Source organism: Drouetiella sp. (assembly GCF_059504425.1).
The window spans coordinates 56,263-79,713 of sequence record NZ_JCACIN010000053.1; the positions used below are offsets into that span (position 1 = coordinate 56,263).

Consider the following 23,451-nt stretch of genomic DNA (forward strand, 5'->3'; position numbering starts at 1 on the left):
TGTTTCGCAACGGCTATTCCGTTTTTTCCAGAGACCGATCCGGTTCAGTAAGGATGCGGCGAATCTCATTGCGACAGTTTTCTACCGCCTGTCGAACTCGCCGGATTAGGGCATCATCTCGTTGAGCCTCATCTTGTTGAGCCGATCGCAGTCCACCCCAGACGGTCTGCGTCAGTAGATCTAGCTCATCTTGCAGAAAGCGGATTTCAGCTGGGCTAGTGTCTGCAACTGCAAACTGTGTCCAGAAGGCATTGATTTCCTCGGCATGAGTATCTAGCTCCGTCTGTCCAGCTTCGGTCAGATGATAGACGCGCTTGGTTGCCTCCTGAACGGTGCGCACCAGCCCCCTATCTTCGAGGTATTGCAGGGTTGGGTAAACGGTGCCAGGGCTAGGTGCATACTGACCGGACGATCGCTCCTCCAATGTCTTGATAATCTCGTAGCCGTGCTTGGGGCGATCGCGTAGCGCATCCAGGATGACGTAACGAGCTTCGCCCCGTCGAATGCCGCCTTTGCCTTTAAACCGCCCTTCTCCGCCAAATTGCCCTTTCCCGCTGTGCCTTGAAATCAGAAATGTAGAGAGAAAGGGGCTAGCATCGCAAAATATTTTTTCCAATCTCCGCCAGCCTCCCTATAATTCCTTTGATATTGACCCCAAGGAAATGAGCAAATGCTGAAAAACGATCGCTGGATTCACGAACAGGCGCTACAGGGAATGATTTCGCCCTTTGAGCCAAAGCTGATTCGCACGGTGGCGGCGGAAGGTAACGGGCTAGGACGCAAGGTTTTAAGTTTTGGCATGTCTTCCTACGGCTACGACCTTCGCCTCTCGCCAGAGGAGTTTCTGGTATTCCGCCATATTCCTGGCACCGTGGTCAACCCCAAGCGATTTAACGCCAAAAATCTGGAATCTGTGCCGCTGCATTCGGACGAAGATGGCGACTATTTCATCATCCCAGCCCATTCTTACGGGCTAGGCGTTGCCCTAGAGCATCTAGAGATTCCACCCAATATTACGGTTATTTGTATCGGCAAAAGTTCCTATGCGCGGGTCGGGCTAATTGCCAATCTCACGCCCGTCGAAGCTTCCTGGCGCGGACATCTGACCCTAGAGTTCAGCAATTCCTCCAGCGCCGACTGCCGCATTTACGCCAACGAAGGCATTGTGCAGCTTCTCTTTCTGGAGGGCGAACCCTGCGAAACCACTTACGCCGATCGCTCTGGCAAATATCAAGACCAGCCGCAGAAAGTGACCCTAGCAAAGGTTTAGCGCTGACTGTTCTTGCTCACCGGATGCAGTAGCTTTTGCATACCAGCCGACCACATTGCTACATTCCGGTGCAGCACGACTATTAGGCTGTGTCTCAGAAAGGAAGATATAGGATCTGACCTTTCAATTCACCCTCTAAACTACAGTCAACAATGAGTAAGATATCTTCTATCACTTGCCCAATTCGTATATCAGTACTAACCTCAATCACACCAGGCATTGATAGACCTTGCACTACTCGATCGTAGGCAAAGCGGGTAATAGTAGAGACATCATGAGTCAACAAGATCCTGTTTTCTTCGGCTGCCCATGCCAAGATCGCTGGATCATCTTTCCCCGATAAACCAACATCTTGAACTCGGATAATATCGATGCTGGGTCTACGTCGCAATAGTCCCCTAACGACAGTGTTATCAAAGTTTTCGTCAGCAAGCAGCCTCAACATGCCTCCTGTTCAGCTTTACGAGCAAGTAATCTATCACGCAACCCTTGCGGATCGCACCTTGCCTCATTTATTCTGCGAACTTCTTGAGCTTCTAGCTGCCGCTGCTGCAAATACATTTCCACCTCTTGCTGGTGTTTGAGATAGAAGGCGATCGTTGCATACACATCAGCTAGCTGAAGTGATGGATAGCGATAGCCAATTTCTTCAGCCGTTGCGCCCTGCTTAAAGACAGCAATCAAAGTATCAAGGGTTATGCGAGTTTTACCAACTCTAACTACGCCATCAGCATCGGTTTCGAGTGGTGCGGATTCAGCCACGATTGCTAAAGGCATGAGTAATACCTAGATAGTTTATCCCTACAGTAACAAGCATTCAGAAACCGTCCACATATAGCAACCACCAAAGCGGTTAGGACGGGGACGTTTTTGGCGGGGCGCGCCCCGCCAAAAACGTCCTAAGCAAACTGGCGACAGCTATAGCTAAATGAGTCAGCTCAACTATTCTACAAGCTCAGGCTTTTACAGGAGGCGAACTGCTGGGCGATCGCTTGCAGCACCTCAGCATGGGTAAACCCCGGCAGTGAAAGTTGGGCGATCGCCTGTATTTTGATGTTCTGCTGGATTGCTAGGGCGATCGTGCCAATGCCTTCGCTAGCATGAGTCCCGATCCAGTGCGCGCCCAAAATTTCGCCGTTGCGACGCACAATCAGCTTGCAGAAGCCAGTAGTTTCTCCCTGGATTTGGGCTTTGGGCAGCGTCTTGGTGAACTGCTTTAGGAGCCTTACATCTGCGCCGTAATGTCGTCGAGCCTGAATCTCGGTGAGTCCGACTCTCGCTAGCTCTGGGGCAGTGTTCAGGACAAAGGGCACTTGCTCATAGCGAACGGTAGATTTTTTGAGAAAAAGCGATCGAAAAGATCGCGGCGATCGAGCATTTTTGAGGGCAACTGTCGCTTCATGTCGTGCTATTGCCAGATCTGCATAGCCCCCCAGCGCTGCGCCGCAAGCATAAATGTCAGGATTGCGGGTTTGCAGTTTGTGATTGACGATAATGCCGTGGGGTTGCCACTCCACGCCCACAGAGTCCAGATTGAGAGAGGCAAGATCAATCTGCGGCGGAGTGGCTAGCAGTAGAGCATCAGCTTTTACTGTGTGATGAAGTTCGCGATCGCTCCACTCCAAACCAACTTGGATCTCAGAAGAACGATCGGAGAGGTGAATTTGTCGGACGATCGCCTGAGTAAAAATATCCACGCCCTCTGCTTCTAGTTGGGCTTGAATTAGGTTTGCTGCCTCTCGGTCTTCAGAGGGCAGTAGAGGATGCGGACTAATGAGCGCGACCCGTGTTCCTAATCGATTGAAGGCTTGAGCCAGTTCAATCCCTCTGGGGTCACTCCCGACAATTGCCAAGCGATCGGGCAAAGTCTGCCAAGGTTGCTGCCACAGGGTTTCGAGCGTCAGATAGGGCACCGTTTCAAGTCCGGCAAGGTCTGGAATGCTGCAGGGGGCTTCAGGGGCAAGGAGGAAGGATCGCGATCGCAGCAATCGCCCCTTGACGCTGAATCCCCAGCGCGGACGGCGCAAAAATTCGCCTTGTCCTACGATGACATCGACTCCAGATGCCGCTAGTAAAGCTAAATTGCCTTCGGTTGACTGATCTTCTAGGCTGTCGGCGGCTCCTTTTGCCCAGGCTAATGTCTCCTGCCATTGCAGAGGCAAACATCCCGATTCTTCCCATTTCGGATTGCAGCCTAGACCCCAGTGGGGCGATCGGCGGATCTGGTGGCTGAGCTGGGCTGCGTGTAGAAAAGTGGAATGGTATAGGGCGCTCAGATAATTGGGGGTTTCAGGCTCTACTAAGGCTACTCTTGCGGTCTGCGCAGCTTGGGCTGCGGCATAACGACCTATAGCGCTGCCGCCCACAATCACCAGGTCGTAATCATATGAGGTCATAATCAACCAGGATCGGTCTGCACCTGCATTCTAGGAGACAATCATGCCGCTAGGGCGATCGCTCCTTCTCCTTCAGGAACTTCTCTCGACTCTTATCCGTCTTTCCCTCCTCACTTCCCGGTAAAATAGCTTGTCAATGCAGCATAGGGCGTGAGTATGGAACAAGTCAAAATTGGGATTATCGGCGGTAGCGGTCTTTACAAGATGGATGCGTTGAAGGAGGTCGAAGAGGTACAAATTGATACTCCCTTTGGCAGTCCCTCGGATGCACTGATCTTAGGTACGCTAGAGGGGAACCGCGTAGCTTTTTTAGCAAGGCATGGGCGCAATCATACGCTGATGCCGTCTGAGTTACCGTTTCGGGCAAACATCTACGCTATGAAAAGCTTGGGTGTGGAGTATCTGATTTCTGCTTCGGCAGTTGGCTCCCTCAAAGCAGAGGTGAAGCCGTTAGATATGGTGGTACCGGATCAGTTTATCGATCGCACCAAAAACCGCATCTCGACTTTCTTTGGCGAAGGCATTGTGGGACATATTGCGTTTGGTGAACCGATTTGTCCGGCTCTGGCGAAAGTGCTGACAGAGGCGATCGCCTCGCTTGATTTGCCTGACGTTACTTTGCATCAGGGCGGCACCTATGTCTGTATGGAAGGCCCTGCCTTCTCGACCCAAGCCGAGTCGCATCTGTATCGAAGCTGGGGAGCCACCATTATTGGCATGACCAACCTCCCAGAAGCCAAACTAGCCCGCGAAGCCGAAATGGCTTATGCGACGTTGGCTATGGCGACCGATTACGACTGCTGGCATCCCGATCATGACAGCGTCACGGTGGAAATGGTGATTGGCAACCTGATGAAAAATGCGGTCAATGCCCAGCGCATCATTCAAGAAACCGTGCGTCGTCTCAGCCAAGATCCGCCTGCCTCAGAGGCTCATTCAGCGCTTAAATATGCCATTATTACCCCGCTGGATAAGGCTCCGATCGCTGCTAAAGAACGGCTAGGTCTGCTGCTGAAAAAGTATTTGTAAAGGCTCTGAATCTATCCAATCCCTGAATCTATCCCATCTCTGCATCTGTCCGATAAACCTCTTGTAAATTAGGTTGGGTAGGGGCACAGCCTCTACCTAACCTAATCCCAAAGCTCTAACCTCAGTAGATCGCAAACCAATGCTCACGTTAGAAATATTCATGTCTGATTCCCCTAAATCCCCGCGCTATCGCGCCGCTGCGCTAGAAAAAAGGGGGACTTTGAGTTCTGAAGCCCTCTTTGTTAAGGGGGTTGGGGGGATCAAGTGTGAACTTTGCAATCTACTGAACCTGCAAGAGATCTAATATCTACAAAATATCTACAGAGTATCTACGATGCAACCCTCCCTGTTTACGTTGTTGACATCCACAAGCCTAGTGCTGGCTCCTCTCGTGATGCCTCAAGCTCTTTTGGCGCAGTCCTCACCGCTAAATTCACCTCATCTTTCACCTTCTCTACTGGCTCAGCGCATTTCAGACTTTAGTCCGGCTTCCAATAGTGTGAATGTGTCACCTAGCACCTCTATTTCTGGGCAATTTGACACAACAACAGGCATCGGTATTGACCTCAGCACCGTTAAGGTATTTGTGAATGGGCGAGATGTGACTAGCCAAAGCACTATTACAAGCAAGTTTTTCACCTATCTCTCTCCTCAGCCTTTGCCGCCCGGTCAGGTGCAGGTACGGGTTGAGTTTAGAAATGTTAACGGTACGCCTCGATCGGCTAGCTGGGCGTTTACTGTGCAGCAAACCCAACCCGCCGGACAAATTTCTGCGGTGACGCAGGATAGCGGCGGTGCTGTATTGACCACCGGACAAACTTTAACCATGACTATGAACGGCACAGCGGGCTTGCAGGGAGCTTTTCTGCTGGTGCAGGACAGCCGCACAGTCCGCGAAATTCCGGCACGGGAAACCGCTTCTGGGGTGTATACGGCAAGCCTAGTAGTGCAGCGAGGCGATCGCCTTACTGAAGGCGCTGTAGTCGGTCGGTTGCGTCGTCAGGGTCAAAATGTCGGCGTTTTTGCGGCGGCTTCTCAGGCAGTTGCCTTCAACACGGGTAGCACTGAAGGCGGTAATTCGGGCGGCAGCACGACACCACCAGCCGCAACGCTACAGCCCCGCTTTACTAGCCATCAGGAGGGCGATCGGGTGGGCAGCAGTGGCTTTACGCTCGTAGGACAGACCCGTCCCAACGCCACTGTTGATGTCAAGATTGTGGCAGGTGCGTCCATTTTGGGAGTCAGTATTGGCGGACAAACTCTCGTAGATGATCCGGTCACTGCTGACGCTAACGGGCGATTTCAAGTCCAGGTACCTTCTATTCCAGTATCTGTTCCTGGGCTGCGCTATAGGATTCAGGCAACGGCTCGTGAAGGCAATCAAACTAGCCCCACGACGCAGATTACGCTAAGACAGCAATAGTGCTTCTTGCCTGCAGGGTTCGTGATGCAAACCTTGCAGGCTATCTGGTTTTATGGATGAATTTTTTGAAGGCGCGGAGTGACCCCTTCAAGAAATTCATAGCCAGATTCAGCACTGCTGCCAAGACTATTGATCTAAGGGAAAATAATCTCAGGGAAAACATGAATTTACAGAGATGGCGATCGAATCAGTCTCGTTTGCTCAAGGGCTTCAGCCTGCTGGTCGTAGGGTTAGGGCTACTGGTGCCGAGCGCCACTTCTCCTGCCTTTGCCGCTGAAAAAGTTGTGTTGAAGTATCAAATTTTCCGGCGATCGGTTGCTGTAGCTGATCTGACTCAGTTTGCTGAAACAGGTGAAACTTCTCGTCCTTTGCGCACCTATCTGCGGATGTCGGGGCAAGATCCCGAAAAAATTCGGGAAACCTTAACTAAACCCGTTGCGGTGAATCTGGTGACACTCGACCGGGTACTAAATAGCTTTGTGGGAGATCTTGCCCTGGGTCAGCTGAGCCAATATATTTACACCTCTTCTCGCCAAGACGACGACAAGGCAATCCGAGCCGCTCTGGTGCTGTCGGCTAACGGAGACAATGAGATTAGCATTTTGGAAGTTCTGCAAAACTATCCCACCCAAGAAGTGATCCTGGATGGAGATAAAATTATTGACGCTTACGAAGAGCTACAGGGGTTAAGCAGTACCTTAGACCGCCTCCTAGAAGGGATTCGCCTGTTCAACTGATTTTCACGCCCTCTTTTACTGGTCTAGCTTCTAGTACGCTAGGGTTTCTAGAGTCTCTCGCAAATAGCTGCTGACCAACTGCTCTAAGCTGGAGTTTTGCAGCTGAGCCTGGGTAAACACCCGCTCAGCGTGCCATCGTTGAAACCCAGAACTTGAGGCGATCGCCCGTTTCAAGCTATCCCAAGTGAGATCTTCAGAAAATTGACTCGGTGGAGGAGAGGGAACCATAGGATATCGACCTCAAGGAAGGAGTAGAGAAAGCTGCGGCTAGAGCTAGCCTTCTAATAGAATAACGTAGCCTCTCTGGTAAAGTGTGTCAGCTAACACATCTAGCCCGTTTTGCTTCAAGCTTCACTTTGGAGGCTTATGTATAGCGCTACGCGCTTAGCTCCAATGAGTTATACCGATTTAAACGAATTTGTGGGCACATCGAACCTCAGAAGGGGCTTGGCATTGCCAAGCCCGTACCGGGATCTGTCGCGGTTCCAATTCAAATTGGTATTATTTTTTGAGAGCCGCGCGGAGCGCGGCTCTCAAAAAATAATTCTTCCTAACTCAATTGCGTAGGGCTATAGCAACCGCCAAGGCGGTTAGGACGGGGACATTGGGGGTGGGGCGCGAAGCGCCCCACCCCCAATGTCCTCAGCAAGCTGGCGACAGCTATACCCATTCAAGACCCAAACAGTTCAGGTTGGCTACCCGACAGAGCCGCCGAAATCTGACGGCAGTAGTCGTTAAAAAGGAGCGATCGCCGAAACTCCTCGGTGCGGGGTTGGGGAGCCTCGATCGCCACCTCAGCCACCACCCGCCCCGGACGAGCTGCCATGACCACCACTCGGCTAGAGAGGTAGACAGCTTCGTAGACATTGTGGGTGACAAAAACCACCGTCCAATGCTTCTGGCTCCAGAGGTTGAGCAAATCGCTATTCAGACGGCTTCGGGTCATTTCGTCAAGGGCACCAAACGGCTCATCCATCAGCAGCACATCTGGACGGGTGACTAAAGCACGGGCGATCGACACCCGCATTTTCATGCCGCCAGATAGCTCGCGCGGATAGGCGGCTTCAAACCCCTGCAAATCCACTAGCTCGATCGCCTCTGCAACCGCCGAATCCGCAGCCCGCTTGGAAATACCTGACAGTTTCAGCGGCAGATACACATTTTCTTGCACCGTTGCCCAAGGCATCAATGCCGCCTCTTGAAACACAAACGCCAGCTTCCGTTGCGCTTGCCCGTTGTCCCAATAAATCTGGCCAGTGCTCATTTGCCCCAACCCGGCAATCAGCCGCAGCACCGTGCTTTTGCCGCAGCCTGAAGGTCCTAGCAAACTCACAAACTCTCCGGTCTGCACCGACAGATCCAGCGCTTTAAGGGCGATCGTGCCGTTAGCATAAACTTTGCTGACATCGGTGAGGCTAATTACGGGCTGGAGCATGGCTGTCAGAAGATAGGGCGTAGGTTTGGGGATGCTGGCTCTACCCCTTGTAGGCGGCTGTACCCTTGTTGACAAACTGGAGCGTATACGCCTGCTTGTAATCCGTGGTTTGTTTGAAGACGCCTTGTGCCACCATGGTGTCAAAGAAGGACTTCCAGCGATCGTCCGTCATAGCGCCAATGCCGTTGGTTTCGGCATCGCCTGACGTGGCAATTCCGTATTCCTTCATTTTGGCAATGCCAAAGGCAAGCTGATCGTCAGTCATCTCTGGGTTATCTTTTTTGATCAGGTCATTGCCCGGTTTTGAGTCACCCTCTAGGTAGCTATACCAGCCTTTGATGGAGGCTTCAACGAAACGCTGTACCAGATCAGGATTTTGCTGCACTAGCTCCTGCTTGCACTCGATCGTTGTGGAATAGGGATCGTAGCCGTAGTCTGCCAGCAAAAATACCGTCGGTTCAAAGCCTCCTTCCTTTTTGATGGAGAGCGGCTCAGAGCTGAGGTAACCCTGCTGCACCGAGGCTTTATCTGCCAAGAAGGGGGCAGGGCTGAAGTTGTAGGGGCGTTTCTGACCGTCAGTAAAGCCGTACTTGGCTTTGAGGAAGGGCCAAAAAGTGACATTTGCAGCCGATGAGATGAAGATTGGTTTGCCTTTCAGATCTTTGAGATCCTTAGCTCCTGCTTCAGGATGAGCAATCAGAATTTGCGGGTCTTTTTGAAAGATAGACGCGACGGTGACTTTAGGAATGCCTTCTTCAATGGCTTTGATGGCATCTGAGCCGTAGCCCATGAAAAACTCGATCGCCCCGCCCATCAACAACTGCGTTCCGTTCACCTGGGGACCGCCCATTTTAATCGTCACATCTAGCCCATACGACTTGTAGATTCCGGTCGCGATCGCCTGATAAAATCCGCCATGTTCTGCCTGGGCATACCAGTTTGTGCCAAATCCGACTTTTGTTAGCGCTCCTGTGGGGCTGGGAGAAGCACCCAGATTGGGTGAACTGCTAGGTGAACTCACAGGTGAATTGGCAGCGCAAGCTGTAACTACACCTGTGCCAAGGGCGATCGCGCCATATTGAATAAACCTGCGGCGATTAATCTGGGTAATTTTGGGCGATCTGTCTGAGGGGTAGCGTGGTGTCATAGTAGTCTAGGCCCTATTTAATCCATAATCCTAACTGTGATTTTAGATGCCCTCTTGCTTTCTGTCCGCATCACTTTTGCGATCGCTTTACCACCCACTCCATCACCCGATCGCCCAACTTCACGCCATCCAGGCGATCGATCTCCCGAATTCCGGTGGGGCTGGTGACGTTGACCTCTGTTAGGTAGCCGCCGATTACGTCGATGCCGACAAAAAATAGTCCGTCGCGGCGTAGAGCCGGAGCCACCTGATCGCAAATTTGGCGATCGCGTTCCGTAATTTCCACCTGTGCCGCTCGACCACCAACCGCCATATTGCCACGAAACTCTTTGCCCGTCGGAATCCGATTCACTGCGCCAATCGGCTCTCCGTCTAGCAAAATAATTCGCTTGTCGCCGTCTTTGGCGGCAGGGAGGTAGGCTTGCACCATAATCGGCGTTTTGCCCAAGGTGCTAATTTCGATCAGGGAATTGAAGTTGCGATCGCTGGCTTCAATCAACAAAATGCCTTCTCCCGCCTTGCCGCCTAGGGGCTTGATTACCGCCATGCCCTGCCGCTCGACAAACTCCCGAATAATTTGCTTATCTTGACTGACGATCGTTTCTGGAATCGCCCCGGCAAACTGAAGCGCATACATCTTTTCGTTGGCTGCCCGAATGCCGCTAGGTGAGTTGACCACCAGAGTTTTCGCGGGATCAACATAGTCAAGGATATAGGTAGCGTAAAGGTAAGGAATGGTGACAGGCGGGTCAGTCCGCATGAACACGGCATCCATCTCTTCTAAAGCAACGGAAACGCGATCGCCCAGCGTAAACCAGTCGAGTTTTGCCACCCACTTGCTGTTTTCAGCGCCGCTCTCCAGACTGCTCTCAAGCTGCACGGGCTTCAGCAAAACAGGCTGGGCGATCGCCCAAGCATTTCCCCTGACTACGCTAAGCCCATGAGCTTCTGTAATCCACACCTCATGCCCCAAAGCCTGAGCGGCTTCCATCAGCGCCACGCTGGTGTCATGCCCCGGATCAAGCTTGGCGATCGGGTCAATAATAAACGCAAATTTCACCGCGTAACTCCTTAAAAAAATGGCTCAGCGCTGGGCAGGTCGATCCAAAAGGCAGTTCACTTTCGGGGCATTAGCCCGCCTCTTGCAGAAGCGGATCAAGACCGCCTTTGGCATCTAGGGCATGAATGTCGTCGCAGCCGCCGATGTGCTGATTGTTGATAAAAATCTGGGGCACAGAGAATTTGCCGTTTGCCCGTTGCGCCATTTTTTCCCGCGCGACCTCATCCCCATCAATACAATGCTCAGCAAATTCTATCCCTTTGCGGTTCAGCAGCGCTTTCGCCCGAATGCAGTAAGGACAGGTACTCCAGGTATAAATCTCAACGTTTGCAGCCATAAAATTCCTTGTAGCAATCCTTGTTTATCTTAATTCAATCCAGGTTCTAGCTGCTGTTGGGTGCGCTTCACCAGTCTCAATGCTCGTTTCTCAATGCTCGTTTCTTGATGCTCATTTCTTGATGCTCGTTTCTTGATGCTCATTGCCAGCAAGATGCAGCAGTCCTCATTAACGCGATGTGCGACTTCTTTTCTAAAGCTCTTGATCTACGCGGAGCAGCCATCTTGCCTGCCCAGATTCGGACGGGTAAGAAGCCTATCCTACAAGACTTTTAGACCAAGTTGCACATCGCGTTTGTTATGGATTTCATATCGGGGAACTCCTCCCCAACAAAGCCCGAAGAAAGCCTGCCGCAGGCAGGCTTTCTTCGGGCTTTGTTTCAAAATGAGAATTGCTGAGTAAGATGGGGCATAATTGACAAAATCTGACTGTTTTACTGAGATAACGCACTGTTTTCTATGAGATCTTCCATGAGCAAACCCCTCGTCTCGAAATTGAGTCTGCCGCTGCTGGTGCCGATGACCGCGTTGGCGATCGCCCTGAGCGCATTATCTGCCAATGTCGAATCTGCGGGTGCCCAAACGCCTCTCTATAACCCTATCCAGATGCCAGCCAGCAACGAAGTTTCGGGCACACTGACCGACAAAGATATTCCGACGGGTTCTGGCGGCTTTTACCGAGACTATGTGGTGACTTTTGCAGTAGGCGATCAGATTGTACTGGATCTCTCTTCTGAAGCTTTTGACCCCATTATTGCGCTGATTGCCCCAGACGGCTCGACCGTGAGCGAAAACGATGACGGTCCTGATGGCTCTACTAATTCCCTGCTTTTTTCTCGCATTACGCGACCGGGAAATTACATCATTCGCGTGAGTCCTTATGCAGGGCAGGGGCTTGGAGACTTCAAACTTAAGCTGACTCGGCTTCGTCCAATATAGTGAACCTTTTGCAGATTAAAGTTTTGGGATTAGGTTTGATGGGGCACGGCTCCCACCAAACCTAATTTGTGAGAGGTTTAGTGATTATGCCGAGCAGAAATCCTGATTATCCATTCAACCCTACATTGCTTACTCAAATATAGGTGGCCACAAGTCAGACACCGCCACCTCCCATCCTGGAAGTAGCTCAGGCACCGTCAGCATGTCGCCATCTCTTAGCGCTATAGCTTCCTGTCCAGCACGATAGATCCTTACCGTTTTGTCGTCAGGGTTCACCAAAATTCCCACTCGCGTCCCCAATTCTAGAAAGCTCAGGATTTTCGCCTCCAGTTTCGCCACACTATCCGTCGGAGACTTCACTTCCACCACCAGATCAGGCGCTAGTTCAGCAAACGATCGCGGACTCCGCCGCAGCCGTTCAGCCACCACAAAAGAAACATCTGGCGCACGAGTATCAGCGTTCGGCAGCGTAAACCCAGCGCTAGAACCTGTTACCCGTCCCAATCGATTTGCATCGACATGAGGAAATATCTTGCCCAGCATCCGGCTGGCAACCTCTTCCGACTCATACCCAGACGGACTCATAACAATAATTTCCCCACTCACCAATTCCATTCTGAAGTCGGGATGTTCAGCCTGAAGCTTTTGAAGATCCTTAGCTGTCAAGACCATGCTGACCTCCAGTGATTTTGATGCAGATTACTTTAACTCAGACTTCGACACTGATTCAGAATCAGGATCTATGTAATCAATCAATTGATCCGGCGTACATTTCAAAGCATGGCAGAGCTTCGCAACACGCTCAAGCCAAACCAGAGAGTTCCGCCCCTGTTCCCAATTAGAAATTGTAGACTCCGTGACACCCACCTCATCGGCTAATTGCCGTTGGGTCAATCCAACACGCTTACGGAGTTCGGCAACTTTAGACACTGGCACTTTTCCCATAAAGGATTAATACCAATATATTGCCCTAAAAGTCTTTAGCTTAAAGTTTTACCCTTAAAGTATTGACAGCCTTAAAACTTTAAGGGTAGTGTTGGGACTTCCAGAACGTTCAACACAAAACATTTAGCACGGGACATTGCCCTATGTGGTCAGTTTGGTTCTACACGCCCAACGGTGAGCGTAAATTTGTCGATCGCTTCAACACTGTTCGGCTGAGCGCTCACGTCGAAGCTCGCAACGAAGCAGAAGCCTACCGTCAAAGATTGGGAAAACTCATCGGCTCACCCAAAAATGTCGTCGTTTGCTTCGAGGTTGTTTAAAATTCTCGATCGCATCTGCTTCGCGATCCTTACTACAAGCTTTAAGACTCTTTAACCAAGCGGGCGATGGGACTCGAACCCACGACGTTCACCTTGGGAAGGTGACATTCTACCACTGAATTACGCCCGCATTTCGTAGATCAATGTTTATACCAGGTCAACATCATAGCGCACTTCACCCGCGAGTAAGTAAGCAAAAAGAATCCGCCGCCACAACTCCGACTGCTGTTCATGCTTACTGCCCAACTCAGCAATTTTCTCAATGAGATACTCAATGTCTGATTTTCCCCGTTGCCTAGGAACCGAGACTGCTGACGCGCCCAGCAATAGAAACCAGCTTCATACTTTACAGAGGTTTACAGTGGCACCCATGCTGATCAGCTCCCCCGCATTGTAGGCGACAGAAGCTATTACAGAATTGAGCCAACTCACACCTAAGTGTCTATCCGCTCACACTATTAAGAATCGGACTGCGATAAGGTACAGGTATCGCTAGATATGGGTACCCTGGAATTGAGGCTGTATTCCATAGGGGCGATCGCAAAAGTTTAATTTGCACAACTCTAAGTCTGCACAACCCTGATCCGCATAACCCCGATCCGCATAACCCTGATCCGCACATTGTCAAAGTCAAAATCGTTAAAACAAAACTTTCCAACACAGATTCTTTAACACAAACTGATCCATTGGGCTGATGCGAGTCCTAGCCCGATTTTCGCCCCCCCTGACTCAGATAAGGGAGTATCCAGAATGTATAACGCTACTGAGCTTTTGATTGATGACTTCGTGCGCCAGCTCAAAGAGGGCTACCGTCGCACCTATGGCGGCTGGAAGCACGATTATGAAGACATTATTGGCTGGGTCGGAGCCATGGCGTTAGAAAACATCGCCAATAGCGATGCGCTCTACCACAACGTCGAGCATACAATTTTAGTGACGCTGGTCGGGCAAGAAATTCTGCGGGGACGGCACATCCGCGAGGGTGGCGTATCTTGCGAAGACTGGCTGCATTTTGTGATTGCCCTGGTTTGTCACGACATAGGCTATGTGAAAGGAGTCTGCCGTAACGATCAGGAAACCTGGTACGACAAAGGCAATGGTGAAATGGTGTATTTGGCACCGGGCTGTTCCGATGCTAGCCTGACTCCCTATCATGTCGATCGCGCCAAGCTATTCGTAGAAGAGCGGTTTGGCGGACACAGCCTAATTGATGCCAGTCGGGTAAAGCAAAATATTGAGCTGACGCGGTTTCCAGTTCCCAACGCCGAAGATCATCAGGACACTCTAAACTTTCCGGGCTTGATTCGCGCTTCAGATTTGATCGGGCAGCTCAGCGATCCGCGCTACCTGAAAAAAATTGGGGCACTGTATTACGAATTTGAAGAGACGGGTGTTGCGAAAGCTCTGGGATATCGGCATCCTGGAGATTTGCGGCAGAATTACCCCAAGTTTTACTGGAATGGCGTGTATCCTTACGTCAAAGATGGGTTGCGCTATTTGGAGCTAACGCAGCAAGGTAAACAGGTGATTGCCAATCTTTATTCCAATGTCTTTGTGGTGGAGCATGAACCCATGAGTGCCGACTACAATCCAGACAAAGCTCACCACGTTGATAAAGCGGTTTCTGCTTAGTTCACGCTTAGACCTCTTGCAAATTAGGTTTAGTGGGGCGCAGCTCCCACTAAACCTAATCCCAAAGCTTTAATCTGCAAGAGGTTCGTTGAGTTAGGACGAGATATTTTTTGAGAGCCGCGCGGAGCGCGGCTCTCAAAAAATATCTCATTGGATCTAAATGCGTAGCGCTCCATAAAACCAGCAGTGCCAGAATGCGAAAGGTAGAGCTTCAGTTAGCCCGATCAGATTTTCGCGGGTGAAATCAGCCATCCTTTCTCAGTTTTGGTCAGATTAAACGCATTGCAAGCCGCCAAAAAGGTAATGTATCGCTGCTTGATATTGAGGGTCTGCAACACTTGCTTGATGGTTTGACCATAATCTATCTGAAAATAGGTGTGAACCTCGGAGATCGAAATAGCCTCCTTTTTAGACTGGGCGATCAAGTCTTCCAAAATGCTGAGCAGTGCCTCTTCCAGATGCTCTGCTGAGGTAATAATCTCATAGACTTTGGCTTCCTCCTCAGGCTGTAAAGAGGCAACAGGAATGGTTCCTGGCTGCGGCGGAATAAACAAACAGATATGGAGTTCACCTCTTTCAAAAAATTGGTGAACCCTAAACAACTGGGGATTTTCTAGAAAAATATCCTTGACGCGCTTGCCCGACTGAATCCGCGTCACGTCGCTGAGGGTCATGCCGTGGGCAGCGGCAAATAGCGAAGAAATGCGCGATAGTTTCACCCAAGGAGTTCCCGTAGCCTCATGTTCAGCTTGAATAATTTCCTTCAGCCAGATTAGAGTTCGGGCGATCGTCGGTACTTCCCGAATCGCTTCAAGGCTGTAGGTTTCGGTTTTTCCCGTTACCGAGTTGCGCACAATCAGCATTTGTGCCCGCTTGCGAACCGAGAACACCGTCAGTCCATGAGCTTGCAGGGCATTTTTGAGATGGCTCAAATCCTGATCAGAGGAGCAGATAAATACGGCTTTGGCATGGGGATAATGGACGAAAATGGAGGAACCGATCGCCGTCATCTTCATGTCTGCGCTATTCTTACCCAGCGGCACATGAATCAACTGGTAGCCGCGAGCGTGAAACGCCGCATCATATCTGCCCATCGTGCGCCAGTTGGCAAAGGCGATCTTGATGGGAATCGAGTAATCACAGCTATGTTGCAAAAAGCGCTCTTCTTCAACAGAAAGCTTGATATTTTCGGCATCCAGCAGCAGAATAGCGATCGCTTTTTCCTGCGGCTTGTCGTCCTGTGATCGATCCTCCTGCGGTTCACCGTCAACCGGGATGAAAAACGCGGCTTTGATCCGCTCAATTTTCTCTAGCAGCGATCGGTAAATATTGAGCTTGAAAAACTCAGGGACAAATACCGCCCTCAAGATCTTTTCAATTTGCTGGGTCAATGAATCGGGCGATCGTTCTACTCCCTTAACAATTTGCGTAGAGACAGCCTGAATAAAATCTGATTGCCGCTGAGGCTGATTCCAGTCAAGTGAACGATACTTTTCAACCAAAAAATTCATCTGCTGCTGCTGCACAAACACGATCGCCTTGTGGATCAGCAGGCTAATTTGATGACTCATTTGTTGAATGGCAGTCGTATCGTCCACAAATACCTCAAAACCCATAGATGGGGATAGTCAAACAACCAAAAACCAAGGCTGCGCTCCTGCCGCAAAATTAGGCAAGAAACGATCCAAAAAGTAGCTTCATATTATGGAGCAACTCCTGCAAAAAATCGATGTGAAAAGTGGATGTGAAAACGCCATAGCCAATAGTACCTTTGCAACCTCTGAATAGAGCATATTGGGCGAAGCTTCAGAAAAATTTGCGGCTCCCCCTCAGATGCCCTATCTCCTCCATAATGATAAGAAGACACTTTACATAGCTTCACCTTCGGGCGCTTCACCTTCGAGCGCTTCACCTTTGAACGCTTCATCTTTGCAAGCTTTATTTTTATAAGACTGAATTATGGCGAGAGATCTACGGGGCTTTTTGAAACAGCTTGAACAGAGAGGGCAATTGCGCCGCATCAGCGCTCTAGTTGATCCCGATCTGGAAATTGCCGAAATTTCTAATCGTCTATTGCAGCAGGGCGGCCCAGCTCTGTTGTTTGAGAACGTCAAAGGCTCTCCCCATGCGATCGCCATCAACGTCATGGGCACCGTGCAGCGCATTTGCTGGGCAATGAATATGGAGCATCCCGAAGAGTTGGAGACTCTGGGCAAAAAGCTGGGAATGCTGCAACAGCCTAAACCTCCTAAGAAAATCTCTCAGGCGATCGACTTTGGCAAGGTCTTGTTTGATGTGGTTAAGGCTAAACCCAATCGCGACTTTTTTCCGCCCTGCCATCAGGTGGTGGTAGAAGGTAACGATCTCGACTTGAACACCGTGCCGATGATTCGTCCCTACAGCGGTGATGCGGGCAAGATCATTACTCTAGGTCTGGTGATCACGCGGGACTGCGAGACAGGAACCCCCAATGTCGGCGTGTATCGACTTCAGCTCCAGTCCAGAAACACGATGACGGTGCATTGGCTCTCGGTGCGAGGGGGCGCAAGGCATTTGCGCAAGGCGGCAGAGCGGGGGCAAAAACTGGAGGTGGCGATCGCCCTAGGGGTCGATCCGCTGATCATCATGGCAGCCGCAACCCCAATTCCCGTTGACCTTTCCGAGTGGCTGTTTGCCGGACTATACGGCGGTTCGGGCGTGAATCTGGCAAAGTGCAAAACTGTCGATCTAGAAGTGCCCGCCGATTCTGAATTTGTCCTAGAGGGCACCATTACTCCTGGCGAAGTGTTGCCAGATGGTCCTTTTGGCGATCACATGGGCTACTACGGCGGCGTAGAAGATTCGCCGCTCGTGCGATTTCACTGTATGACCCATCGCAAAGATCCAATTCACCTGACCACCTTCAGCGGTCGTCCACCCAAGGAAGAGGCAATGATGGCGATCGCCCTCAACCGCATCTACACGCCGATTTTGCGGCAGCAAGTCTCCGAAATCGTGGACTTCTTTCTGCCAATGGAAGCGCTCAGCTACAAGGCAGCCATTATCTCGATCGACAAAGCCTATCCGGGACAAGCCCGCCGTGCAGCCCTAGCATTCTGGAGTGCTTTGCCGCAGTTCACCTACACCAAGTTTGTGATTGTGGTGGACAAGAGCATCAACATTCGCGATCCGCGCCAGGTCGTGTGGGCGATTACGTCCAAAGTCGATCCCGTGCGTGATGTCTTCATCCTGCCCGAAACTCCGTTTGACACCCTAGATTTTGCCAGCGAGCGGGTCGGCTTGGGCGGACGCATGGGCATTGATGCCACCACAAAAGTTGCGCCCGAAACCGATCATCCTTGGGGAGCGCCGCTGGAGGCTGATCCGGCAGTAGCGGCGATGGTAGAGCGGCGTTGGGCAGAGTATGGCTTGGCCAACTTGAAGTTGGGCGAAGTCGATCTCAACTTATTTGGCTACGATATTCGTTAATTTCCTATGTGGCACACGATCGCGCCTCACATTAACCAAGCCATTAGCCAAGCTACCTGCCAAGATTTCCAGATTAGCGATCGCCAATCGGTCAGCGGCGGCAGCATTAACCAGGCATACCGGGTTGCTGATAGGCACCAAACCTACTTTGTTAAACTCAACCAAGCTAGCCAGATCGCTATGTTTGAGGCTGAAGCCTTCGCGCTTCAACAGATCGCAGACTCTCATACCATTCGAGTACCGCAGCCAATCTGTCACGGCATAGCCGAGAGTTCATCCTATCTCGTACTAGAATGGCTCGATCTCAGCTCCGGCAATGCCCAATCTTGGGAACTCATGGGGCGAAATCTCGCCGCAATGCACCGAGTCACGAGCGATCGCTTTGGCTGGCATCATGACAATGTGATTGGCTCCACCCCTCAACCCAATCCCTGGACATCAACCTGGGCAGAGTTTTTTACCCAGCATCGCCTGGGCTATCAATTTCAGCTTGCCCAGCGTCGCGGCGGCTATTTCCCTCAGCAGGAGAAACTTTTGGCGATCGTCCCCGAAATTCTGACCCACAGCCCCTTGCCCTCGCTGGTGCATGGTGATTTGTGGTCGGGCAACGCAGCAGTCACGATGGCAGGAGAGCCTGTGATTCTCGATCCGGCGGCATACTATGGCGATCGCGAGGTTGATCTGGCAATGACTGAGCTGTTTGGCGGCTTTCCGGCACCTTTTTATAAGGGCTATGAAGAGGTTTGGGCGATCGATCCGGGCTATCCACGGCGCAAAACTCTTTACAACCTCTATCACATCCTGAATCACTTCAATCTGTTTGGGGGCAGCTATGAATCTCAGGCAAATCGGATGATCGCAGCCCTGATTTAAGGAACCCCTTTTTGAGTTGAATCGTCAGCTAAGGTATCACACTACAAGATTCAGAGGGTTCTCTATGCGACCCGCCACACTCTATACTCTCAGCGCTGGACTCAGCATTCTCGTCGCGATTATCGTGGCTACAGGATGGGCGATCGCCCCACTGCCACTCGATCAATCCCCTACTCAGGTACAAAAATAATGTCTGACTCTGGCTGAAAAATGTAGCTATAGTCAAAACAAAGCGCATTGCCATGCCGAATCACGCTAAACCCAAAGCTAGAGGTCATTTCTGTCGTGAAAGTGGCAATCACCAGCTCTATGAGTTTCTTGGGCGATATTTCAGGCTGCTGAACAAAGTAGTTCCGTTTGGCAAAAAACACGCCTTCATCTTTAGGGACAACAATGCCGTTGATGCGATGGGCATGTTGAATCGGTCTAATGTAAACGTTGATAAATTCATCCTGGCTTCGTTGCAGCCGATAAAGCCGCTCATGCTGGAGCCAGCTCATACAAAACATCATCTTTAGCAGCTCAAACCCCAAGATGTAATTGAACACATTGTTGCGTTCCTCGGAGCTAAAAACCAGTCTCAGCGCTGATTGAAGGTATTGATCGGGCTGTCTCCGGGTGTCTTGAGCAGAGTGAATATAGAACTGCTTGATGTAGCTCCGCAAAACTGCTTCTGATAACTCAGTTTGGATATGGAAATCACTGAGGTATTGCCCAACGCGCTGTTTTGTTTCCTGATCTTCCAACTTGCGCGAAACCAAGCCGTCAGCCGTATAGTCATCTAGAAATTCTGCCTGAATTTCGGGTGTAGAGGCACACATGAGATGACACAAAGACAGCATATAGCGCCGCTGATGCCAGGACAGACTTTCTACCCAAACACGCGCTTCTGCTGGCAACTTTGCCAGGATACTATCAACGTCTCCATTCACCTGTGCGATCGCCCGATTCATAGCGCTAAACCCAGCTTCCAGGAATTGCAAGTCGTCAGCTCTAGTCTGCCCAATCTCAGGAATCTGCAATCGTCTGTAAGTAGGCTGCCGCGCGCTGCATTGTTTCGGCAGAGAGACTAGAATTCTCAACATGACTGAGCACAGCGACTGGCGACAGCCATACTACAGACGTAAAAAACCTACCAGTTGCTCTGGTAGGTCTGTAAATTTCAAAAACTTAATCAATGAAGGGAATTTTTTCCGTAATTCACTCATTGAAGAATGAAGTCACCCTAGCGGATGTATTCCTTAAGAACGCTGTTGCGATTGGGATGACGCAGTTTGCGCAAGGCCTTCGCCTCTATTTGGCGAATTCGCTCACGAGTGACGTTGAAGATTTGACCGATCTCCTCAAGCGTCTTCATGCGTCCATCGTCCAGACCGTAGCGCAGACGCAGAACGTCGCGTTCGCGGGGGCTAAGGGTACCCAATACGCTCTCCAGATCTTCGCGGAGCAGGTTTTTCGACACCTGGTCTTCAGGCGTTTCGCCATCCGATTCGATGAAATCGCCCAAGCGAGAATCTTCTTCTTTACCGATCGGAGTTTCCAAAGAGATAGGCAACTGAGCCGACTTGGCAATGAACCGCAGCTTCTCGATCGTCATTTCCATCCGAGTTGCAATCTCTTCTTCCGTTGGCTTACGCCCCATTTCTTGAGAGAGCAGCTTAGTAGTTTTTTTGATCCGAGAAATGGTTTCGTACAGATGAACAGGGAGACGAATGGTGCGAGACTGATCGGCGATCGCCCGCGTAATTGCCTGACGAATCCACCAGGTGGCATAGGTCGAGAACTTGTAGCCCTTTTCGTGATCAAACTTTTCAGCTGCCCGAATTAGACCCAAGCTACCTTCCTGAATCAAATCTTGGAAGGACAAGCCTCGATTCATGTACTTCTTGGCGATCGACACCACCAATCGCAGGTTAGACTGCACCATTTTCTCTTTCGCCCTGCGCCCTTCATAGAGGCGACGACGGAACTTCGGCAAAGTTTGGTTGACCTCATTTGCCCACAGTTCCATGTTGCGCTCGAAGTCCTGTACCGGACGATCGAGACGCTCAGACAGGCGATCGCGAATCCGCTCTAGTTCCAGAAGGTCTGCAATCTTTCGCGCTAACTCAATCTCTTCATCAGCCCGAAGCAGACGAATCCTGCCAATTTCTTGGAGGTATAGCCGAATTGAGTCTTCGGTATAGTGCTTCTTCTTTGCGGGCGCCCGACGACGGGAAGCTCCCTTCGCCGCCTTAGTGTCTTCCTCTCCAGGTTGGGCATCTGAGTCGTCTCGATCGTCTCCGTCATCTCCTATTAAGGCATCAAGATCTTCCGCCTCAGGTTGATCTAGTTCCAGTTCGAGTACGCCATTTTGTTGGGTCATGCCGCGCTCCTCATGCTCCTTGGTGTCAGATAATCTCAGGTCAATCAATACAAGGAAATTGACGAAATTCCCTCTTTCTAACAGATTTCTTTCTGGCTAAGCTATTTTGCAAAAAGCGAAACATCTGCCAGTAGAATCTACAGAAAATGCAGAATCCACAGAAAACAGGTTCAGTAGATTATTGTTCATAGCTATCCTTCGGCACATCTCACCTCACCACAGCCACACGAGAGCGCTGGGCAGAAGCAACCCATTCGGAATTCTTTGCCTGTAACGGATGATGCTAATATCTCTCCGATTGTAACTTTTCTCACAAAACTTGCACGTCTTTTTCGCACGTTTTGTCACAGCCATGTGACGGAAATGCTTGAAGTTGGCGTGAAGCGATCGCAATAATGTTCAATTCAGGATTAAAATCTAGCATTCAAGAGTGACTTAACAAAAAATTTGCGACTTAGGTACCCAGTCAGATTTACCGAGTTAGATGTTAAACCGTCCTGCTTCTGTCGCACTACGAGATCCCAACTACGAGACCTCACCATGGGACAGCGCTAAACTATGCGGCAGATATAACGAAGGCATGTAGCCTACACTCGCTATTTTAATAAGTTCAGCACAATTACATACAAATTGCCTAGAGATGAAAACTATGAGTTTTTGTGCTAGCTCCGGCTCAAAACTTTTCGCTAATTAAAGCTGGACGTTATGCAGGTCGGGCTTTAGATGAGCTAAATGCCAAATACCTTGATGCTAAATGCCTTAATAATTAGTAATACTTATTAGCAGAAGTAACATTAGCTTCATGTTGAGTGTTTATTAGGCTCTTCAGTTAATTCATGTATTCTCTCAATACAAAATTTACGGTAAGACCTTCAAAAACTCGCAATCGAAAAAGCAAGGTGAAATCCCATCAAAAATGTCTAAAAAGCAGAAGTTTCCCTACTTAGTGGGTTCTAAGTGGACGGCACAACAAACCACCTGGGGATGGCGACATTTTCAGGTGATGAACCGTAAAAATCAGGGTCAGTGGGTATTTGCCGAAATGGTCGCAGCTTGTGATCCAACCGTTCGATTTTGGCTTAATGCCCAGCAGTTTAAGGATCGACGGCTGTGGCAGTCCGGTTGGCAATCGCTGCAAGAGATGACGGAAGCAGATTTGACAGAAGCTGATGTCAAGTGATTCTTATACCGATTTAAACGAATTTGTGGGCACATCGAACCTCAGAAGGGGCTTGGCACTGCCAAGCCCCTACCGGGATCTGTCGTGGTTCCAATTCAAATTGGTATTAGACAGTATGCAGTAATGCTCATTTTGCAACAAAGCTCGAAAAAAGCCTGCCTACAACGGGCTTTTTTCGGGCTTTGTTGAGCGCGAACTCTCCGATATAAAAATTCCGATATAAAAATAAGGAGAACTACTGGGCAGTATAGTTTTAGTAGACTTTAAGCTACAGGTCGCCCTCTACTGCACCCGCACGGCAATCGGTCAGCCAGAGTCGAATCGCCTGAGCGATTACGCCCTGACTCGCATCTTGTGGTGCAGAGGTAAGGTGCTGGGTGGGTTGCTGCTGAGTAGGATAATCCCCGATCGCCGAAAACATCAGCACAAGCTGCCAGCTATAGCTCTGCGTTTGAGTGAGAAACAGCCAGTGATAATGCTGAAGCTTAACTGCTTCACCTGAAGCATATTGGCGTTCTAGAGTTGTGAAAAAAATCTGCGGTGGCTCGCTGAGTGAAGGTTCGCCGGATGAGGATTCGTTCAATAAGCGATTAGAGTTGAGCGGCAATGCCTGATAGTCGGGTTGCCCAGCCAATAAGACATATCCTGGTGTATCCGGGTCATTTTCTCTACGGGCAGCGGGGGGCGTGAGATAAGCCCTCTGATTGACTCGATTGGCGTAGCTAGGCAAATCGCGCAGCAGCAGTGGCATCAAATCTTCTAGTCGATCAGGACAGGCGATCGCTCGTCGGATAGGGTTTGAAGCCGCCTGAGCCACACTGCATAGCCACAGGCTGCCGATTAACCCTGTGCCGATCAATCCAACGATCCTTCCCAAGACTCTAATTTTCCCAATT

Annotated in this window: 27 protein-coding genes and 1 tRNA gene; 11 read left to right on the top strand and 17 right to left on the bottom strand. The window is 50.4% G+C overall.

What is annotated here, in order from left to right:
- Positions 1-13: 13 nt before the first annotated feature.
- Complete coding sequence (locus tag AC5JMP_RS13260) at positions 14-616, bottom strand: PadR family transcriptional regulator (RefSeq protein ID WP_495851950.1); 603 nt, start codon at positions 614-616, stop codon at positions 14-16.
- Positions 617-670: 54 nt separating this feature from the next.
- Between AC5JMP_RS13260 and dcd the strand changes: the two genes are divergently transcribed.
- Positions 671-1,270: a dCTP deaminase gene (dcd, locus tag AC5JMP_RS13265; protein WP_495851951.1), complete on the top strand. Its 600-nt coding sequence runs from the start codon at positions 671-673 to the stop codon at positions 1,268-1,270.
- 94 nt (positions 1,271-1,364) lie between these two features.
- On the opposite strand, the gene AC5JMP_RS13270 is transcribed toward dcd, so the two are convergent.
- The 3 genes from AC5JMP_RS13270 to AC5JMP_RS13280 form a co-directional block, all read right to left on the bottom strand.
- Positions 1,365-1,715, bottom strand: coding sequence for a DUF5615 family PIN-like protein (locus AC5JMP_RS13270; RefSeq protein ID WP_495851952.1), 351 nt, complete (start codon positions 1,713-1,715; stop codon positions 1,365-1,367).
- Entirely contained in the window at positions 1,709-2,047 is a 339-nt protein-coding gene (locus tag AC5JMP_RS13275) for a DUF433 domain-containing protein (RefSeq protein ID WP_495851953.1), read from the bottom strand. The genes AC5JMP_RS13270 and AC5JMP_RS13275 overlap by 7 nt, the downstream gene beginning before the upstream one ends.
- A 170-nt stretch (positions 2,048-2,217) precedes the next feature.
- Positions 2,218-3,666, bottom strand: coding sequence for an FAD-dependent oxidoreductase (locus tag AC5JMP_RS13280; protein ID WP_495851954.1), 1,449 nt, complete (start codon positions 3,664-3,666; stop codon positions 2,218-2,220).
- Between the two features lie 156 nt (positions 3,667-3,822).
- Here AC5JMP_RS13280 and AC5JMP_RS13285 point away from each other — a divergent pair, with 156 nt between their 5' ends.
- From AC5JMP_RS13285 to AC5JMP_RS13295, 3 genes are all read left to right on the top strand, one after another.
- The gene (locus AC5JMP_RS13285) at positions 3,823-4,695 is read left to right on the top strand and encodes an S-methyl-5'-thioadenosine phosphorylase (protein WP_495851955.1); all 873 of its coding nucleotides are present in this window, start codon (positions 3,823-3,825) and stop codon (positions 4,693-4,695) included.
- A gap of 334 nt (positions 4,696-5,029) precedes the next feature.
- Complete coding sequence (locus AC5JMP_RS13290; RefSeq protein WP_495851956.1) at positions 5,030-6,118, top strand: hypothetical protein; 1,089 nt, start codon at positions 5,030-5,032, stop codon at positions 6,116-6,118.
- Between the two features lie 161 nt (positions 6,119-6,279).
- Positions 6,280-6,855, top strand: a complete 576-nt coding sequence (locus AC5JMP_RS13295; RefSeq protein WP_495851957.1) for an alpha/beta hydrolase — start codon at positions 6,280-6,282, stop codon at positions 6,853-6,855.
- A 30-nt stretch (positions 6,856-6,885) separates the two neighbouring features.
- Here AC5JMP_RS13295 and AC5JMP_RS13300 read toward each other — a convergent pair whose 3' ends face one another.
- The 5 genes from AC5JMP_RS13300 to grxC form a co-directional block, all read right to left on the bottom strand.
- The gene (locus AC5JMP_RS13300) at positions 6,886-7,083 is read right to left on the bottom strand and encodes a hypothetical protein (RefSeq protein WP_495851958.1); all 198 of its coding nucleotides are present in this window, start codon (positions 7,081-7,083) and stop codon (positions 6,886-6,888) included.
- A 442-nt stretch (positions 7,084-7,525) separates the two neighbouring features.
- On the bottom strand, positions 7,526-8,290 hold the full coding sequence (locus AC5JMP_RS13305) for an ABC transporter ATP-binding protein (protein ID WP_495851959.1): 765 nt from the start codon (positions 8,288-8,290) through the stop codon (positions 7,526-7,528).
- 40 nt (positions 8,291-8,330) lie between these two features.
- Positions 8,331-9,437, bottom strand: coding sequence for an ABC transporter substrate-binding protein (locus AC5JMP_RS13310; RefSeq protein ID WP_495851960.1), 1,107 nt, complete (start codon positions 9,435-9,437; stop codon positions 8,331-8,333).
- 70 nt (positions 9,438-9,507) lie between these two features.
- Positions 9,508-10,497 carry a glutathione synthase gene (gene gshB / locus AC5JMP_RS13315; RefSeq protein WP_495851961.1) on the bottom strand — a complete coding sequence of 330 codons (990 nt, stop codon included), beginning with the start codon at positions 10,495-10,497 and terminating at the stop codon, positions 9,508-9,510.
- A 70-nt stretch (positions 10,498-10,567) separates the two neighbouring features.
- Positions 10,568-10,834, bottom strand: a complete 267-nt coding sequence (grxC, locus tag AC5JMP_RS13320; protein WP_495851962.1) for a glutaredoxin 3 — start codon at positions 10,832-10,834, stop codon at positions 10,568-10,570.
- Between the two features lie 470 nt (positions 10,835-11,304).
- Here grxC and AC5JMP_RS13325 point away from each other — a divergent pair, with 470 nt between their 5' ends.
- The gene (locus tag AC5JMP_RS13325; protein ID WP_495851963.1) at positions 11,305-11,772 is read left to right on the top strand and encodes a PPC domain-containing protein; all 468 of its coding nucleotides are present in this window, start codon (positions 11,305-11,307) and stop codon (positions 11,770-11,772) included.
- Positions 11,773-11,901: 129 nt separating this feature from the next.
- Here AC5JMP_RS13325 and AC5JMP_RS13330 read toward each other — a convergent pair whose 3' ends face one another.
- Together AC5JMP_RS13330 and AC5JMP_RS13335 are read right to left on the bottom strand one after the other, a co-directional pair.
- Complete coding sequence (locus AC5JMP_RS13330; protein WP_495851964.1) at positions 11,902-12,444, bottom strand: Uma2 family endonuclease; 543 nt, start codon at positions 12,442-12,444, stop codon at positions 11,902-11,904.
- 27 nt (positions 12,445-12,471) lie between these two features.
- The gene (locus tag AC5JMP_RS13335; protein ID WP_495851965.1) at positions 12,472-12,717 is read right to left on the bottom strand and encodes a helix-turn-helix domain-containing protein; all 246 of its coding nucleotides are present in this window, start codon (positions 12,715-12,717) and stop codon (positions 12,472-12,474) included.
- Between the two features lie 143 nt (positions 12,718-12,860).
- On the opposite strand from AC5JMP_RS13335, the gene AC5JMP_RS13340 reads away from it, so the two are divergent.
- The gene (locus tag AC5JMP_RS13340; RefSeq protein ID WP_495851966.1) at positions 12,861-13,037 is read left to right on the top strand and encodes a hypothetical protein; all 177 of its coding nucleotides are present in this window, start codon (positions 12,861-12,863) and stop codon (positions 13,035-13,037) included.
- Positions 13,038-13,095: 58 nt separating this feature from the next.
- On the opposite strand, the gene AC5JMP_RS13345 is transcribed toward AC5JMP_RS13340, so the two are convergent.
- Together AC5JMP_RS13345 and AC5JMP_RS13350 are read right to left on the bottom strand one after the other, a co-directional pair.
- Positions 13,096-13,167 (bottom strand) — tRNA-Gly (locus AC5JMP_RS13345).
- A gap of 17 nt (positions 13,168-13,184) precedes the next feature.
- Positions 13,185-13,364, bottom strand: a complete 180-nt coding sequence (locus AC5JMP_RS13350) for a hypothetical protein (RefSeq protein ID WP_495851967.1) — start codon at positions 13,362-13,364, stop codon at positions 13,185-13,187.
- Between the two features lie 423 nt (positions 13,365-13,787).
- Between AC5JMP_RS13350 and AC5JMP_RS13355 the strand changes: the two genes are divergently transcribed.
- Entirely contained in the window at positions 13,788-14,669 is an 882-nt protein-coding gene (locus AC5JMP_RS13355) for an Npun_R2479 family HD domain-containing metalloprotein (RefSeq protein ID WP_495851968.1), read from the top strand.
- 224 nt (positions 14,670-14,893) lie between these two features.
- Here AC5JMP_RS13355 and AC5JMP_RS13360 read toward each other — a convergent pair whose 3' ends face one another.
- On the bottom strand, positions 14,894-16,285 hold the full coding sequence (locus AC5JMP_RS13360) for an NYN domain-containing protein (RefSeq protein ID WP_495851969.1): 1,392 nt from the start codon (positions 16,283-16,285) through the stop codon (positions 14,894-14,896).
- Between the two features lie 343 nt (positions 16,286-16,628).
- Between AC5JMP_RS13360 and AC5JMP_RS13365 the strand changes: the two genes are divergently transcribed.
- The 3 genes from AC5JMP_RS13365 to AC5JMP_RS13375 all read left to right on the top strand — a co-directional run bounded on the left by AC5JMP_RS13365 (position 16,629) and on the right by AC5JMP_RS13375 (position 19,200).
- On the top strand, positions 16,629-18,137 hold the full coding sequence (locus AC5JMP_RS13365) for a UbiD family decarboxylase (protein ID WP_495851970.1): 1,509 nt from the start codon (positions 16,629-16,631) through the stop codon (positions 18,135-18,137).
- A 6-nt stretch (positions 18,138-18,143) separates the two neighbouring features.
- Positions 18,144-19,010: a fructosamine kinase family protein gene (locus AC5JMP_RS13370; protein WP_495851971.1), complete on the top strand. Its 867-nt coding sequence runs from the start codon at positions 18,144-18,146 to the stop codon at positions 19,008-19,010.
- Positions 19,011-19,074: 64 nt separating this feature from the next.
- Positions 19,075-19,200 carry a hypothetical protein gene (locus AC5JMP_RS13375; protein ID WP_495851972.1) on the top strand — a complete coding sequence of 42 codons (126 nt, stop codon included), beginning with the start codon at positions 19,075-19,077 and terminating at the stop codon, positions 19,198-19,200.
- On the opposite strand, the gene AC5JMP_RS13380 is transcribed toward AC5JMP_RS13375, so the two are convergent.
- Together AC5JMP_RS13380 and rpoD are read right to left on the bottom strand one after the other, a co-directional pair.
- Positions 19,181-19,963 carry a cobyrinic acid a,c-diamide synthase gene (locus tag AC5JMP_RS13380; protein WP_495852164.1) on the bottom strand — a complete coding sequence of 261 codons (783 nt, stop codon included), beginning with the start codon at positions 19,961-19,963 and terminating at the stop codon, positions 19,181-19,183. The two genes, AC5JMP_RS13375 and AC5JMP_RS13380, sit on opposite strands and share 20 nt — an antisense overlap.
- 272 nt (positions 19,964-20,235) lie before the next feature.
- Positions 20,236-21,375, bottom strand: coding sequence for an RNA polymerase sigma factor RpoD (gene rpoD / locus AC5JMP_RS13385; protein WP_495851973.1), 1,140 nt, complete (start codon positions 21,373-21,375; stop codon positions 20,236-20,238).
- Positions 21,376-22,291: 916 nt separating this feature from the next.
- Here rpoD and AC5JMP_RS13390 point away from each other — a divergent pair.
- Complete coding sequence (locus AC5JMP_RS13390; protein ID WP_495851974.1) at positions 22,292-22,555, top strand: TIGR02450 family Trp-rich protein; 264 nt, start codon at positions 22,292-22,294, stop codon at positions 22,553-22,555.
- A 268-nt stretch (positions 22,556-22,823) separates the two neighbouring features.
- Here AC5JMP_RS13390 and AC5JMP_RS13395 read toward each other — a convergent pair whose 3' ends face one another.
- On the bottom strand, positions 22,824-23,432 hold the full coding sequence (locus AC5JMP_RS13395; protein WP_495851975.1) for a hypothetical protein: 609 nt from the start codon (positions 23,430-23,432) through the stop codon (positions 22,824-22,826).
- Positions 23,433-23,451 lie beyond the last annotated feature (19 nt).

Excerpts from the sequence above, each read along its gene's own strand:
- dcd (WP_495851951.1), top strand. The coding sequence starts at position 671 with ATGCTGAAAAACGATCGCTGGATTCACGAACAGGCGCTACAGGGAATG.
- AC5JMP_RS13270 (WP_495851952.1), bottom strand. The coding sequence starts at position 1,715 with ATGTTGAGGCTGCTTGCTGACGAAAACTTTGATAACACTGTCGTTAGG.
- AC5JMP_RS13275 (WP_495851953.1), bottom strand. The coding sequence starts at position 2,047 with ATGCCTTTAGCAATCGTGGCTGAATCCGCACCACTCGAAACCGATGCT.
- AC5JMP_RS13280 (WP_495851954.1), bottom strand. The coding sequence starts at position 3,666 with ATGACCTCATATGATTACGACCTGGTGATTGTGGGCGGCAGCGCTATA.
- AC5JMP_RS13285 (WP_495851955.1), top strand. The coding sequence starts at position 3,823 with ATGGAACAAGTCAAAATTGGGATTATCGGCGGTAGCGGTCTTTACAAG.
- AC5JMP_RS13290 (WP_495851956.1), top strand. The coding sequence starts at position 5,030 with ATGCAACCCTCCCTGTTTACGTTGTTGACATCCACAAGCCTAGTGCTG.
- AC5JMP_RS13295 (WP_495851957.1), top strand. The coding sequence starts at position 6,280 with ATGAATTTACAGAGATGGCGATCGAATCAGTCTCGTTTGCTCAAGGGC.
- AC5JMP_RS13300 (WP_495851958.1), bottom strand. The coding sequence starts at position 7,083 with ATGGTTCCCTCTCCTCCACCGAGTCAATTTTCTGAAGATCTCACTTGG.
- AC5JMP_RS13305 (WP_495851959.1), bottom strand. The coding sequence starts at position 8,290 with ATGCTCCAGCCCGTAATTAGCCTCACCGATGTCAGCAAAGTTTATGCT.
- AC5JMP_RS13310 (WP_495851960.1), bottom strand. The coding sequence starts at position 9,437 with ATGACACCACGCTACCCCTCAGACAGATCGCCCAAAATTACCCAGATT.
- grxC (WP_495851962.1), bottom strand. The coding sequence starts at position 10,834 with ATGGCTGCAAACGTTGAGATTTATACCTGGAGTACCTGTCCTTACTGC.
- AC5JMP_RS13325 (WP_495851963.1), top strand. The coding sequence starts at position 11,305 with ATGAGCAAACCCCTCGTCTCGAAATTGAGTCTGCCGCTGCTGGTGCCG.
- AC5JMP_RS13330 (WP_495851964.1), bottom strand. The coding sequence starts at position 12,444 with ATGGTCTTGACAGCTAAGGATCTTCAAAAGCTTCAGGCTGAACATCCC.
- AC5JMP_RS13335 (WP_495851965.1), bottom strand. The coding sequence starts at position 12,717 with ATGGGAAAAGTGCCAGTGTCTAAAGTTGCCGAACTCCGTAAGCGTGTT.
- AC5JMP_RS13340 (WP_495851966.1), top strand. The coding sequence starts at position 12,861 with ATGTGGTCAGTTTGGTTCTACACGCCCAACGGTGAGCGTAAATTTGTC.
- AC5JMP_RS13355 (WP_495851968.1), top strand. The coding sequence starts at position 13,788 with ATGTATAACGCTACTGAGCTTTTGATTGATGACTTCGTGCGCCAGCTC.
- AC5JMP_RS13360 (WP_495851969.1), bottom strand. The coding sequence starts at position 16,285 with ATGGGTTTTGAGGTATTTGTGGACGATACGACTGCCATTCAACAAATG.
- AC5JMP_RS13365 (WP_495851970.1), top strand. The coding sequence starts at position 16,629 with ATGGCGAGAGATCTACGGGGCTTTTTGAAACAGCTTGAACAGAGAGGG.
- AC5JMP_RS13370 (WP_495851971.1), top strand. The coding sequence starts at position 18,144 with ATGTGGCACACGATCGCGCCTCACATTAACCAAGCCATTAGCCAAGCT.
- AC5JMP_RS13375 (WP_495851972.1), top strand. The coding sequence starts at position 19,075 with ATGCGACCCGCCACACTCTATACTCTCAGCGCTGGACTCAGCATTCTC.
- AC5JMP_RS13380 (WP_495852164.1), bottom strand. The coding sequence starts at position 19,963 with ATGAATCGGGCGATCGCACAGGTGAATGGAGACGTTGATAGTATCCTG.
- rpoD (WP_495851973.1), bottom strand. The coding sequence starts at position 21,375 with ATGACCCAACAAAATGGCGTACTCGAACTGGAACTAGATCAACCTGAG.
- AC5JMP_RS13390 (WP_495851974.1), top strand. The coding sequence starts at position 22,292 with ATGTCTAAAAAGCAGAAGTTTCCCTACTTAGTGGGTTCTAAGTGGACG.